This window comes from Maridesulfovibrio sp., assembly GCF_963677005.1.
In the GTDB taxonomy this organism is placed as follows: domain Bacteria; phylum Desulfobacterota; class Desulfovibrionia; order Desulfovibrionales; family Desulfovibrionaceae; genus Maridesulfovibrio.
The window spans coordinates 1,721,787-1,734,483 of the sequence record NZ_OY781616.1 but is presented as its reverse complement, the minus strand read 5'-3'; the positions used below and the strand labels follow the sequence as shown (position 1 = coordinate 1,734,483).

Sequence of the window (12,697 nt, the reverse complement as noted above, 5' to 3'; positions counted from 1 at the left end):
TTGGCACACTGAGTGCATAGTACGGGTGTTTTCATTGATCTGCCCGTGCAACCGCAATCAATTTTATAAGGATGAACTCCAAATGAGTAACACGAGAATTATGCTTGTAGACGACGAGGAACGCCTGCTCAGCACCACGAAGAAGCTCTTCGAGAAGTTGGGATTTGACGTTTTTACCGCAACTTCCGGGAAGGACGCTCTCGACCTTCTGGATCGCGAGGAGGTCCACGTTGTCTTCCTGGATATAAAGATGCCGGGCATGGACGGCATTGAGACTCTGCAGCAGATCAAGCAGAAGTTCCCGTTTGTGGAGGTTATCATTCTTACCGGCCATGCGTCCATGGAGGTTGCGGTTGAGGGCTTGAAACTGGGGGCATTCGATTTCCTCATCAAACCGGTAAGCATGAAAGAACTGCTTGAAAATGTGGAGGAAGCATCGGCCAAGATACAGCGACAGAAGCAGCGGATCATTTCTGCCCGGCAGGGAGCCTGAGCAGGGTCCGCCGGGATAAAAGTGGTAATTTAAGGAGGTTAATAATGAGTATTATCAAAGTCCTCATGGTTGACGATGAGGAGCGCTTTCGTGAAACAACGTCAAAGATTCTTTCCCGCAAAGGATTCGAAACGATCCTGGCATCCAGTGGGGAGGAAGCCCTTGAAAAGATCTCGGAATCTCCTGATGTCATTATCCTTGATGTCAGAATGGGCGGGATTGACGGACATGAAACTCTGGAAAGGATCAAACAGGTGGCACCGGATACTCCGGTTATCATGCTGACCGGCCATGGCGACGTGACCGGGGCGAAGAAAGCCTACCGCACAGGTGCATTCGACTATCTTGCCAAGCCCTGTGACATCGATATTCTTACCGCAAAAATCAATGATGCCTACCATAGTGCTTCAAAGAAGCCGCAGCCTGAGAAGCTGGTCAGGGATATAATGATTCCTCTCGCGGAATACACCGAGATTTCAGCAGACAGCACTGTGCGCGAAGCCATTGCAGCCCTTCAGAAATCAATGCAGGGGCTTGTTGCCACAAACAGAATAATGGAATCCGGACACCGGTCCGTGATTGCGAGAAACTCGGACGGATCAACTGCCGGGATACTGAGCCCCAGAGACCTCATCACTGCGGTTCTGCCTGATTACCTGTCGGCGCCCAAGCCTTCCACTGCGGACAGTCTTCAGTATTCCGTAATGTTCTGGGAAGGACAGTTTACCTCTCAGGTAGCCAGGCTTGCAGACCGGTCCGTGCGCTCTCTGCTGTCTGGAGAGTTCCTGACCATCGAATTCGATGCAAATCTCATGGAAGCGGCCAATGCCCTGACCGCAAACGGAAAGAGACGCATCATTGTCCAGGAAAAAGGCAAGGACATCGGAATCGTCAGGGAGCAGGAACTCTTTTACGAAATAACACGAATTATTTCGTCCAGATAGTTACAGCAGATTTGAAACACAGAGGTATATTATGTCCAATTCAAAGAAAAAAGCAACCGGATACGATAAGTACGTCAACTGGAAGATGCTTATTATTCCAGTGATTTTGTTCGCGATAATCCTCATTCTTCCTACTTCGGAGGGCATGAAAAAGGTCGGTATGCAGTATTCTGTAGGGCCCAAGGTTGTCACCAATTACATCAGCCAGCAACTTTTCGGAGCAGGCAGTGCGGATGTGGAGCAGTGGCAGGTTCTTACCGCGCGCATGATGGAACAGAACATGCGTATGGGCGCACTGACCAAGAAAAGGTTCATGGCTCGTAATGAAAAGTGGGCCAAGAAGTATAAGATCCCGGTGGACTCCGCAAACCTTGCCAAGGCTAAGGGGTATATTGAGAAAAGTGTGCCGGATGAAGAATTTCTTAAGATAATGAAGAGTGCGTACGAGTTGCGCAGCCAGAAGCTGTCCTATTCCGACCTGACCAATAAGGACAAGAAGAAGGCGGATGAAGGGGCCTGGAAAATCAAGGTCGCAATTGCAATGGTTGTGTTCGTGGTCTTCTGCTTCATGACTGAATGTATGCCTCTTCCCGGCGTCGCTTTCTGCATCGGTTTGATTCTGGTGTTCACCGGCGTGGTAACAAGGAGTCAGGTGGCCGGACTGTACTGGGATGACGCGGTCTGGTTTATCATGGGTTCTCTGATGTTTGCCGCAGCGTTTGTAAAAACCGGTGTTGATAAGCGCATGTGCATGATAATGTTCAAGAAGCTTGCCGTGCCTAACGTCCGCTGGATCACCTTGATATTCTTCATAGTTATCAGTCCTCTTGCGGCGTTTATTTCCGACCACGCCCTTGCAGCGATGTTCCTGCCCATCGGTATGCTGCTCTACCAGAACAGCCTTACTGATGAAATTCCCGAGGACAAGGAACTGGCTAAAATGCTCATGATTTCAATCGCCATGGCTTGTAACATCGGCGGCCCCGGCGCACCTTCCGGCGGTGCCCGAAACGTAATCATGATGACGTATCTCACCGACATGTTCGGCATGGATATCGGTTACGCCCAGTGGATTATGTACTGCATGCCCTTCGTTATAGTCATGATTCCCCTTACCTGGATTGTGTCCAACATGCTTTTCAAGCCGAGAATTACTTCTCTGGCACCGGCTATGCGCCATCTGGAAAGTGAAATCAGCAAGATGGGCAAGTGGAACAAGCACCAGATCTGGGCGATGGTTATCTTCCTGGTAATGGTTTTCGGATGGTTCACAGAAAAGGCCTTCTATAACATCGGCATCTATCCCATCAGGCTCGGCATAGGCGTCATTGCAGTTGCCGGTGCAGTTGCTTATCTGCTCGCAGGTGTTGTCAACTGGCGTGACTATCAGGAAAAGGTCGACTGGGGTGTTGTCTGGCTGTACGCGGGTGCCATCATTTTCGGGCGTACCCTTGACCAGACCGGCGCAGCCTACTGGCTGGCACAGTCCTGCATCAATATGCTCGCACCGCTCGGTATGAGCGAAGGGTTGCCGCTCATGCTGACTTCAAACGGACTTACCGCCGTGCTGACCAACCTGATGGCTGACGGACCTGCCGCTGCCGCAGTCGGTCCCATCACCCTGAATATGGCCAGCATCGTACATCCGGGCACGACCTTCCTGCCCTTCATGGCCATGGCCACCGCAGTTGCTTCTTCGTTTGCATACTGCCTCATCATCGGAACCCCTCCCAACGCGATTGTCTACGCTTCCGGTTATCTGGAACCCAAGGATTATCTCAGGGTCGGAATTCCCATGTGGTTCATAGCCAACATTCTTATCATCGTGCTGACGGCTGTCTACTGGACCGGAATCGGGTTCGGCGGATTGCCATCCTTCTAACCGCTTTGCATGACCGCGGCCGGCCTGACCGGCCGGCCGCACCCCGGGGGGACAAGAGAATGACACAGGACGAACTCAACGAAAAGAAATTCATATTTGAAAACGGCACAACATATTTTTCCAAGAAGACCGAGCGGAAGATTCTTTTTGTGATGACTTTCGCCATGCTGGTGTGGGGCATTGTCGAAGGACTCACGGACTTTCTGAACTAGGAGCTTATGATGGAAACTGCAAATTATCAGGCACCGAGGATGGGAGTGCGGGAATACATGGATTCCCTGATTTCCATTGCGCGCTCACCTGCTTCGTTTTTCGGTGAGGCCGCTGCGGAAAACGGAAGCAGGAGAGCTCTCATCTTTCTTATGATTTCCGGGCTTTTTTACTGCTCCGTGAGCATGACCTACTTTTTTGAAAACTCTTTGCAGATGGGCTTCATAATGATGCTCAACGCCCTGATTATGCCCGCGCTTGGAGCATGCTTCTCCTTCTGCCTGATGCGGATGATGACAGTGAGCATGGTTTCGTACTCCCGCGTATTCAATGTGTACGCATACGCAAGCGGGGCCGTGATGGTGATTTCGTGGATTCCGGGGCTGGCCATATTGATGGAACCTGTCCGGGCGGTGCTTGTGACAGTTGGGCTGTACAAAACCGGAACGCTCGGCAGGGTGCAGGCCGTTATGGTTGTGCTGCTTACCGCCGTCCTGCTGCTTATGTTTTTCTGGACCCTTGCCCCCGTAGTCTCGGCGATTCACGGATAGCCGGATCCTGAATGCGCTCTAAAGTTTATGTACCACCGGCATACTCTACCCCCTCACACTGCGCAGGCCGGGAGGACTGGCCCGGCCTGCCTGCAGGGAGATTTTAGGAAGAATTGCGATGAAACAGATCAGGTTGCTTTTAGTGGATGACGAAGGTGATTTCCTCAAGGCCTGCGAACGGCGACTTGTGAGGCGTAATGTCGATGTCTCGCTGGCCGGGAGTGGTCGCGAAGCGCTGGAAATGATCGCAAAGGATGATTTCGATGTGGTTGTGCTCGATATCATGATGCCCGAAATGTCCGGGATTGAAACCCTGAAGAGGTTGAGGGAAATCAATGCGGACATCCCCGTGGTTATCCTCACTGGGCATGCCAATACAGAGGCGCTGATGCAGGTGATCGGGGGCGGTGCTTTCGACTACATGCTTAAGCCGGTAGGGGCGGACGAGCTTTATTTCAAGATAGTAGATGCCGTCAGGGACGCCAGGTTCCGGGTCGGTTGAATCAGGGAAGGTTGTCATGCGAAATCTGATTGATGCCATTTCGAGATTTGTACGCAAGCCCGCCGGAAAGGATAAGAGTGTATCCAGACGGTTTCTGGAACGGTGCGAAAATTTCCGCCAGCTTCTTTCCGCCAATAACAGTGCTCTGAAGCTGATGGGTGAAATGACGGAAGTCTCCAGGGTGTTGCGTCCCGTGGGCATGACCTACATCCGCGGCGGTACGCTCAGAATTTCTGCTGACGTGCGTAACATGATTGAGCGGCTTTGTCGCATAGCTCCCGGAAAACATGATGCGCTCAAGGAATCCTTCAACCGGATCGTGGGAAAAATGAATGAGGAACTTTCTCCTCCGCAGATAGAATCTGACGGATCATTTGTGCTCGATATTTCGGAATTGAGTATCGATTCGATGCATGAGTCCGGGTCCAAGATGTCCATGCTCGGAGAGATTTACTCTCTCGGAATAAACGTTCCCTCAGGTTTTTCAATCACCGCATCCGCTTTTCGCTTTTTTTTACGTGAATCCGGGATGGACGAGGAACTTAAAAGAATTTCCCAGATCTGCGGCGAGGACAACTACGCCTCTCTCAAGCTTCTGGAAAGAAATGCCCGGGAAGCCATTTCCCTTTGTCAGATTCCATTGGAACTTGAGGAATCGATACGCAGTGCCGTGGAAAGGCTTGAGTCCGGGCGTAGAATCTCTTTGGCGGTACGCAGCAGTGCTCTTGTGGAGGACACTGCGGGTACCGGCTTTGCCGGACAGTTTCGTACGGAACTCGGAGTAGCGCCCTCGGATGTTCTGGAAGCCTACCGGAATGTGGTGGCTAGCATGTATACGGCTGCAGCCGTTACCTATCGGCTCAACCACGGATTGCGCGATGACGAGATGGTCATGTGCGTAGGCTGCATGGAAATGGTCGATGCCGTTGCCGGTGGGGTTGTCTATACCTGTGATCCGTCCGGTGCGGTCGAAGGGATGATGGTTGTTTCATCTGTTTCCGGTCTTCCGTGCAGTGTTGTGGACGGATCGACCTGTTCGGACCTGTGGCTTGTGGATAGGGACACTCTTGAAATCAGGAGCGAAAATATCGCGGCTCAGGAATGGGGTAATTTTCTTGCCATGAGCGGAGAAGTCGTGTCCCGGATGCTGCCTGACGGCCGGGCCGACCAGCCTTCGATAACTGCGGATACGCTTTCTGAACTGGTGCGCACGGCAATGCGCGTGGAAAAACATTTCGGCTCCCCGCAGGACATTGAATGGGCCCTGGCCGAAGACGGAACTTTGTATATCCTCCAAAGTCGTCCTTTAAGTGTCTCCAGGCGGCATACCCGGAATAAGAGGCAGGAGCGTGAGGAGTCCAGGCACATTCTCATGGACTCCTGCGTTCCTGCCAGTCCGGGTATGGCTTCAGGGATTGTTCGTTATGTTGACACGGACGAGGACATGGTCACTTTCCCGGAAGGGGGAGTACTGCTTGCAAGAGTCGCCAGACCCGAACTGGCGGCTCTGCTTCCGCGGGCTGCTGCTGTCATAGCCGAGTTCGGCAGCAGCACTGGGCACCTTGCCAATGTCGCCCGTGAGTACGGGGTTCCGGCTCTCATCGGTGCAAAATCATCAGTTGATATCCTTAAGGAAGCCGGAGAGGTTACCGTGAATGCCGACATCGGTGTTGTGTACAGCGGACTTTCGGATGTGGAAAGCTCAATCCGTTCCGGGATGAACGGCAGCGCTGTATGCAGAGTCCTGTCCTCTGCCTTGAGCCACATCACTCCATTGAATCTTACGGACCCGAAAAGCCCTCTGTTTATCCCTGAAGAATGTTGCACCCTGCACGATATCACCCGCTACTGCCATGAAATGGCTGTCAGGGAAATGTTCAGCGGCAGTGTCGGGCTTAAGGAATCGGCCCGTCAGGTGGTCTCCGGATCACAATTGCAGTACTGGCTCATAGACCTGGGCGGCGGAACAGAGATTTCAGAAGATGATCAGTATGTCCGCATCGAGGATATAAGGTCCAATGCCATGAAGGCACTGTGGACCGGGATGATGGCTTTCGATTGGGAAGGCCCGCCGGATGTTTCCGCCGGAGGATTCATGTCCGTCCTGTTCGGGGCCACCTGCAACCCAGCCCTTGTTCCCGGCATGCGCAACAGCATGGGTGAGCGTAATTATTTTATAGTAGGCAGATTCTATTGCAGTCTGCAGTCGCGCATGGGCTTCCATTACAGCACAGTCGAAGGCTTCGCAGGCAGGGACCCGGATATGAATTATGTACTTTTCCAGTACAAGGGCGGTGCTGCCGATATAGGCCGCCGTACCCTTCGCGTACAGCTTGTGGCCGAGATTCTGGCCTGTCACGGTTTTCTTACAAGTGTGAACGGGGACGTGCTTTATGCCCGCATGGAAGGAATATCCGCCGCTGATGCCGAGAACGGTTTGAAGGTGGCCGGCTACCTGCTCATCCACACTCGTCAGCTGGATATGGTTATGGACGGCGATGCCGTTGCAGACGGATATCGGAGCAGGTTTGAGGAAGACATAGAACTTCTTCTGACCGATGGGGTCCGGGCTGATGCTTCTTCAGCTACTTCTTCAGGAGCAGGACAATGAAAAAGTCATCGTACCACCAACTCAGATGGAAGCTGACTTCCATCACCCTGCTGTTTTCGCTTATCCCGCTGTTCCTTCTGGGCTTTGTTCTTCATGATCAGTTTCGCAAATCCTATGAGGAGAAGTTCACAGGCAACCTGCGCATGACCGTTCTCAATAAGGCGGACGCCATAGACATGTTTCTTGAAGAACGGGTCGTACAGCTTCAGAATATAGCCAATACGAATACGTTCGCCGAACTCTCTAATCAGAAGAATCTGAACCGTATTTTTGATGCCGTCTACAGTACAACCAAATCATTCATAGATTTCGGCGTGTTCGACAGCAAAGGCAATCATGTGGCCTATTGCGGTCCGTATGATCTGAAAAATATCAACTACGGCGAAGAGAGATGGTTCAATCAGACCATGTTAAAAGGCGTCTATATAAGTGATGTCTTCATGGGATTCAGGAATTTTCCCCATTTCGTTATCGCTGTTAAGCGCCGTGAAGCAGACCGTACCTGGGTGCTCCGGGCCACAATCGATTCCGATGTGTTTGATTCTCTTGTGGGTAACGTGCGGTCCGGTAAATTCGGTGATGCCTATCTCATGAATGCCGAACTGCTGCTGCAGACATCTTCGCGGCGTGGCGGAAAGGTTCTGGATAAGGCCGGACTGCCTGCATTTTCCTCGGGAAGCGATGTGAGCATCATGCGTTGGGACGATCACGGGACAATGATGATGGCCGGTGTACTGCCTCTGTCCATGGTGGACTGGCGGCTGGTTGTGCTGGAGAGTCCCGGAGAGGATCTCTCTCCCGTGCTGCGTGATCAGTATCTGGTTTTCCTGCTTCTTGTTGTCTGCGCACTGATGATATCCCTAGGAACTTTTCTGGCTATTACTTCCGTTGTCCGCAAACTGGTTCTGGCGGATCGGGAAAAATCCATGATGGATGCAACCGTTATGCAGTCTTCCAAGATGGCTTCCCTGGGCAAGATGGCTGCCGGAGTCGCTCATGAAGTGAACAATCCTCTGTCCATAATCCGGGAAAGCTCGGGCTGGATACGGGATATGATCAATGACGGCGAGTTCGACGGTGTCGCGGCCCGCGCAAATCTGGAAGAAGCTTTGGCCGACATTGAGCGCCATGTGGAGAGGGCCCGGTCCGTAACCCACAGAATGCTCGGCTTCGCCCGCAGTATGGAGCCCGCACAGGATGACGTGGATTTCAACATGCTGATCCGTCAGACGGTATCCTTTCTGGACAATGAAATTCTGTATCGGAATATCAGCGTAAGCTATGACCTCAGTCCCGATCTTCCCGGTCTGCGGACCGATTTCAATCAGGTGCAGCAGGTTGTGCTCAATATTGTGGAAAACGCCATAGACGCCACCGGGGAAGACGGCCGCATATCCCTTTCTACCAGACGATTTAAAGACTTCGTTGAATTGGAGGTCAGTGATTCCGGTCCCGGCATCCCTCCTGAACTGATAACGAAGGTCTTCGACCCGTTTTTCACCACCAAGGCCGCCGGGGAAGGAACGGGGCTCGGGCTTTCCATAACCTATTCGATTCTCCGTAAACTCGGCGGAAATATCAAAATGGACAATAAGCCGGACGGGGGGGCTGTTTTTACCATCAGCCTGCCGCTGGTAATGTCGGAACTCAGTGAAAAGGAGGAAATATGCCCAGAATAAGACTCCTTGTTGTCGATGACGAACCTGATTTTCTGAAGCTGATACAGCGGCGTCTGGGACGGCGCAATATGGATGTGGCCGTGGCCGGAAGCGGGGCAGAGGCTCTTAAGTACCTCGGCGAACATGATGTCGATGTAGTCATACTTGATGTCAAGATGCCCCGGATGAGCGGAATGGAGACTCTGAAGCATATCTGCCGCAGGCATTCGGATGTGGAGGTAATAATGCTTACCGGGCACAGTTCCGTTGCGTCCGGGCTGGAAGGCATAAGCCACGGGGCTTACGATTATATTCTCAAGCCGTTTGATATTGATGACCTGATTGAAAGAATACGCAACGCTTATGAGCATGCCGTTCTTAAGAGAAGGGAAGGGGGCGGAGATGATTCCCGTTGATCTGCACCGTTTCAATCAATTGCGGTACGTCTTTTTCACTCTGGTTGTGTGCGGGTGTGCAGTTGCGTTGAAGCTCAGGACCCCCGGTCTTGTTCTGGTCGTGGCCGCTGCTGCGGGCAGCCTGTATCTGGACGGCGTGCTCATGAATTGCCTGCGGCTGTGCCGTGTCCGGGAAGATGATCTGGAGCAGCGGCTGGTCCGCTCTCAGCGCAATTCCGCGCTTGGAGAAATCTCCACCGGGATTGCCCATGAGATCAATAACCCCCTGAGCATAATCCTTCAGGAATCGGAAATAATCAGGGTGTCTCTGGACGCCGGAGATGAACTGAATATTCCTGCCGATGTCTATGAAAGCCTTGATGTCATAGCCGATCAGGTCGGCAGATGCTCGGAGATCACTCACAAATTTCTTGATATGGCCCGCAACAGGCTTCCGGTTATTCAGCAGGTGGACATAAACAAGTTGCTGGCGGACCTGCTTTCCCTGCTGGAAAGAGAATCGGAAACCAGACACATAGTTCTGACCCGTAATCTGGGAGAGGGGCTTCCCGGAGTGAACACGGACCCACCGCTGCTCAGACAGGTTTTTCTTAATATTCTCAACAATGCGGTCCAGGCCGTTGCTGAAAATGGCGAGATAACGGTTTCAAGCAGGTATGCGGACGAAAATGTTTTTGTGGATATCCGGGATAACGGTCCCGGTATCCCCGAAGAATATCTGCGCAGCATTTTTACCCCTTTTTTTACCACAAAGGGGCAGGGAGGAGGTACCGGGCTCGGGTTGGCCCTGAGTCTGCGCATCATGAATCAACTGGGTGGAAGCATACGCGTAAGTTCCGATCCGGGGTTGGGGGCGACTTTCACTGTATGCATTCCGGCTAACCGAGCGGAGGTGTGAGCCATATGAATGGAAGGATACTTATTGTCGATGACGAATCGCGTTTTCGCAAGTCCCTGATGCAGCTTCTCAGGAGGTTTGAATATGATGTCCGGGATGCGGCGGACGGAATGGCCGCAGTGCAGATACTTGAACAGGGAAAAACGGACGTTGTGCTGCTTGATGTGGATATGCCCGGCCTGTCCGGGAAGGAGATATTTTCAATAATCAGAGAGCAGGGGCTTTCAGTCGAGACCATCTGTCTGACGGGCGCTCCTGTAATAGAAGATGCTCTGTATATGATGCGAAAAGGAGTGTTCGACTATTTGGCCAAGCCCGTATCGATTGAAGACCTGCTTCGGGTCCTCGGACGGGCTGTTAAAAACAGGCGGATCAGGAATTGGGATACGGATGATGCGGGCATGCTCAGCAGATATGTCCGCGGACCAGGGAACCGGATTCTGAACTGTTAAAATTATTGGGTGCCGAAAGGAAGTGGAGTTCTTATGAGTATCAAAGGCAAGCTGATACTGATTTTCGTGACGTCCGTTCTTGGGCTGGTTGCGATTTTCGGGGTAGACTACTGGGGAAAAGGCCGGCTGGAAAACGGCCGGGAACTTGAAATGCTGGCGAACGAGGGAGTGGAGGCATTCCTGCAGGCCCGGCGTGCAGAGAAAAATTTTTTGCTGCGGATGCAGTCCGAATATATAGACAAGGCATTGAAGAGTTCCGGGGAAGCGGAAAAATTTCTTGCCGAACTCAAATCCAGGGCCCCGGAGTTGGGGGCCAATTGTGAAAAGGCCGAAAAGCTGATCGGGAATTATGAAAAATTTCTTACCGAAATTCACGCGCTGAATGTTTCGAAAGGGCTGACCATGAATGACGGGCTGCGTTGGCAGTTCATCAAGGCGGCCCGGAATATGGAGGCCGCATTCAAGGGTAACGCAGTCAATTCCGAGCTTCTTATTCTGGTTCTCCAGATGCGCCGTCAGGAAAAGAATTATATTATCCGCGGCGGAGATTCTCCGGTGCAGCGTGTTGATTCCATGATTGGCGACATACACAGGATGGTTTCCGCCAGATTTGACAGCGACACGGCAAAGACAATGCTCAAGGCTCTGGATGAGTACGGAAAGGCCTTTCACCGCTATGTGGAGGTTGAAGCTTCCATTGCCGGGCTTAAAGGTGAACTGATCAAGTCCGCCCGGGCTGTGGAACCGGTTTTTGCCGATATTTCGAATCAGAGTAAGCTGAAAGTCAGAGAAGATTCCAGACTGGTCAGTTATGCCGTGGCCGGAATAGAACTCTGCGTGGCTTTCGTAACTCTTGTTATCCTGCTTTGGGTCATGGTGACGGTTACCTCCTCCTTCAGGATGCTGGGAGCCTATGCCAAGGCCGTTGCCGGTGGAGATCTTGATTGCAGGCCGGAAGGGTCTTTCACCGCTGAGCTGCTTGAACTTCGCAATGTTCTGGTCGGAATGGTTGGAAAACTGAAAGAGGTTATTACCGAGGCCAAGCAGCTTGAACAGGACGCTCTTGTTCAGGCAGAGGAAGCCGGAAAAGCCAGAGATGAAGCCGTCTCCAGACAAACCCGCGTTCTGGCGCTCATGGAGAAGATCTCCGGGGCTTCCAGCCGGGCCGAAGAGATTGTGCTGCGCCTTACCGGGGCGTCAAATGAACTGAAGGTTCGGACCGAAAAAATTGCCGAAAGCGCCATGTCGCAGCAATTGCTCATGACCGAATCCGCAGCCGCCGTTGAGCAGATGCATGCCGCTGTCAACGAAGTCGCCAGAAATGCGGAAAGCGCTTCAACAACTGCTGATGAAGCCCGCAAGGAAGCTCTTGGCGGCATAGATGTAGGCCGGCGTTCGCAGGATGCCATGGTCCGTGTTTCAGATACGGTCCAGCACCTTGAATCTGATATGATAACGCTTGGAAATGAAATAGATTCCATCGGCAAAGTCGTAAACGTGATTAACGAGATTGCCGATCAGACCAACCTGCTGGCCCTCAATGCCGCTATTGAGGCGGCCCGGGCAGGTGAAGCGGGCAAGGGATTCGCCGTGGTAGCGGACGAAGTGCGCAAGCTGGCCGAGAAAACAATGGTAGCCACAAAAGAGGTCGATGACTGCATTTCAAATATCCAGAACCGCACCACTCAGAATATTGACGGCGTCAAGGAAGCGTTGTCGTTTGCCAGATCTGCAAATGAAGAAGTAAATAATTCCGTTAATGTGTTCGGGCAGATACAGGGTCTTTCGGATAATGTGGCCGAGAGGATAGGAGAGATAGCCCTTGCAACCGGCCAGCAGACTTCTTCGTCGAAAGAGATAGAGAATACTGTGTCCAATGTTGCGCGTCTGGCTTCGAATTCCAGCGATGCTGCACGAGAATCCGCTGCATCCATAGCGGAACTTGCTGACATGGCGGAAAAACTTAAAGACACGATCATGTCTTTGAATTCCGAATTGTAAGGCCGAATAGTTTCTGCCGATAAATGATTCCTGAAGAGCCTTTTGCAGGCCATCCTTATAGTACGGCCGCAGGGGAGTG

General features: G+C 52.2%; 12 protein-coding genes. All 12 read left to right on the top strand.

The window, feature by feature from the left end; all coding sequences use genetic code 11:
* Window positions 1–82: 82 nt before the first annotated feature.
* The 12 genes from ACKU4E_RS07920 (at window position 83) to ACKU4E_RS07865 (ending at window position 12,618) form a co-directional block, all read left to right on the top strand.
* Window positions 83–493 carry a response regulator gene (locus ACKU4E_RS07920; RefSeq protein WP_320170536.1) on the top strand — a complete coding sequence of 137 codons (411 nt, stop codon included), beginning with the start codon at window positions 83–85 and terminating at the stop codon, window positions 491–493.
* 44 nt (window positions 494–537) lie between these two features.
* Window positions 538–1,437 carry a response regulator gene (locus ACKU4E_RS07915; protein ID WP_320170535.1) on the top strand — a complete coding sequence of 300 codons (900 nt, stop codon included), beginning with the start codon at window positions 538–540 and terminating at the stop codon, window positions 1,435–1,437.
* 31 nt (window positions 1,438–1,468) lie between these two features.
* On the top strand, window positions 1,469–3,319 hold the full coding sequence (locus ACKU4E_RS07910; protein ID WP_320170534.1) for a DASS family sodium-coupled anion symporter: 1,851 nt from the start codon (window positions 1,469–1,471) through the stop codon (window positions 3,317–3,319).
* A gap of 59 nt (window positions 3,320–3,378) precedes the next feature.
* On the top strand, window positions 3,379–3,531 hold the full coding sequence (locus tag ACKU4E_RS07905; protein ID WP_320170533.1) for a hypothetical protein: 153 nt from the start codon (window positions 3,379–3,381) through the stop codon (window positions 3,529–3,531).
* A gap of 9 nt (window positions 3,532–3,540) precedes the next feature.
* Window positions 3,541–4,080, top strand: a complete 540-nt coding sequence (locus ACKU4E_RS07900) for a hypothetical protein (RefSeq protein WP_320170532.1) — start codon at window positions 3,541–3,543, stop codon at window positions 4,078–4,080.
* Between the two features lie 118 nt (window positions 4,081–4,198).
* On the top strand, window positions 4,199–4,582 hold the full coding sequence (locus tag ACKU4E_RS07895) for a response regulator (protein WP_320170531.1): 384 nt from the start codon (window positions 4,199–4,201) through the stop codon (window positions 4,580–4,582).
* A gap of 16 nt (window positions 4,583–4,598) precedes the next feature.
* Window positions 4,599–7,193 carry a PEP/pyruvate-binding domain-containing protein gene (locus tag ACKU4E_RS07890; protein ID WP_320170530.1) on the top strand — a complete coding sequence of 865 codons (2,595 nt, stop codon included), beginning with the start codon at window positions 4,599–4,601 and terminating at the stop codon, window positions 7,191–7,193.
* A complete protein-coding gene (locus tag ACKU4E_RS07885; protein ID WP_320170529.1) occupies window positions 7,190–8,872 on the top strand; it encodes an ATP-binding protein in 1,683 nt (560 codons plus the stop codon). The genes ACKU4E_RS07890 and ACKU4E_RS07885 overlap by 4 nt, the downstream gene beginning before the upstream one ends.
* Window positions 8,860–9,267, top strand: coding sequence for a response regulator (locus ACKU4E_RS07880; protein ID WP_320170528.1), 408 nt, complete (start codon window positions 8,860–8,862; stop codon window positions 9,265–9,267). The genes ACKU4E_RS07885 and ACKU4E_RS07880 overlap by 13 nt, the downstream gene beginning before the upstream one ends.
* The gene (locus tag ACKU4E_RS07875; RefSeq protein ID WP_320170527.1) at window positions 9,254–10,165 is read left to right on the top strand and encodes an ATP-binding protein; all 912 of its coding nucleotides are present in this window, start codon (window positions 9,254–9,256) and stop codon (window positions 10,163–10,165) included. Before ACKU4E_RS07880 ends, ACKU4E_RS07875 begins: the two co-directional genes overlap by 14 nt.
* Window positions 10,166–10,170: 5 nt before the next feature.
* Window positions 10,171–10,617 (top strand): response regulator, encoded by a 447-nt coding sequence (locus tag ACKU4E_RS07870; RefSeq protein WP_320170526.1) that lies wholly within the window; start codon window positions 10,171–10,173, stop codon window positions 10,615–10,617.
* A 33-nt stretch (window positions 10,618–10,650) separates the two neighbouring features.
* Window positions 10,651–12,618, top strand: a complete 1,968-nt coding sequence (locus tag ACKU4E_RS07865) for a methyl-accepting chemotaxis protein (protein WP_320170525.1) — start codon at window positions 10,651–10,653, stop codon at window positions 12,616–12,618.
* Window positions 12,619–12,697 lie beyond the last annotated feature (79 nt).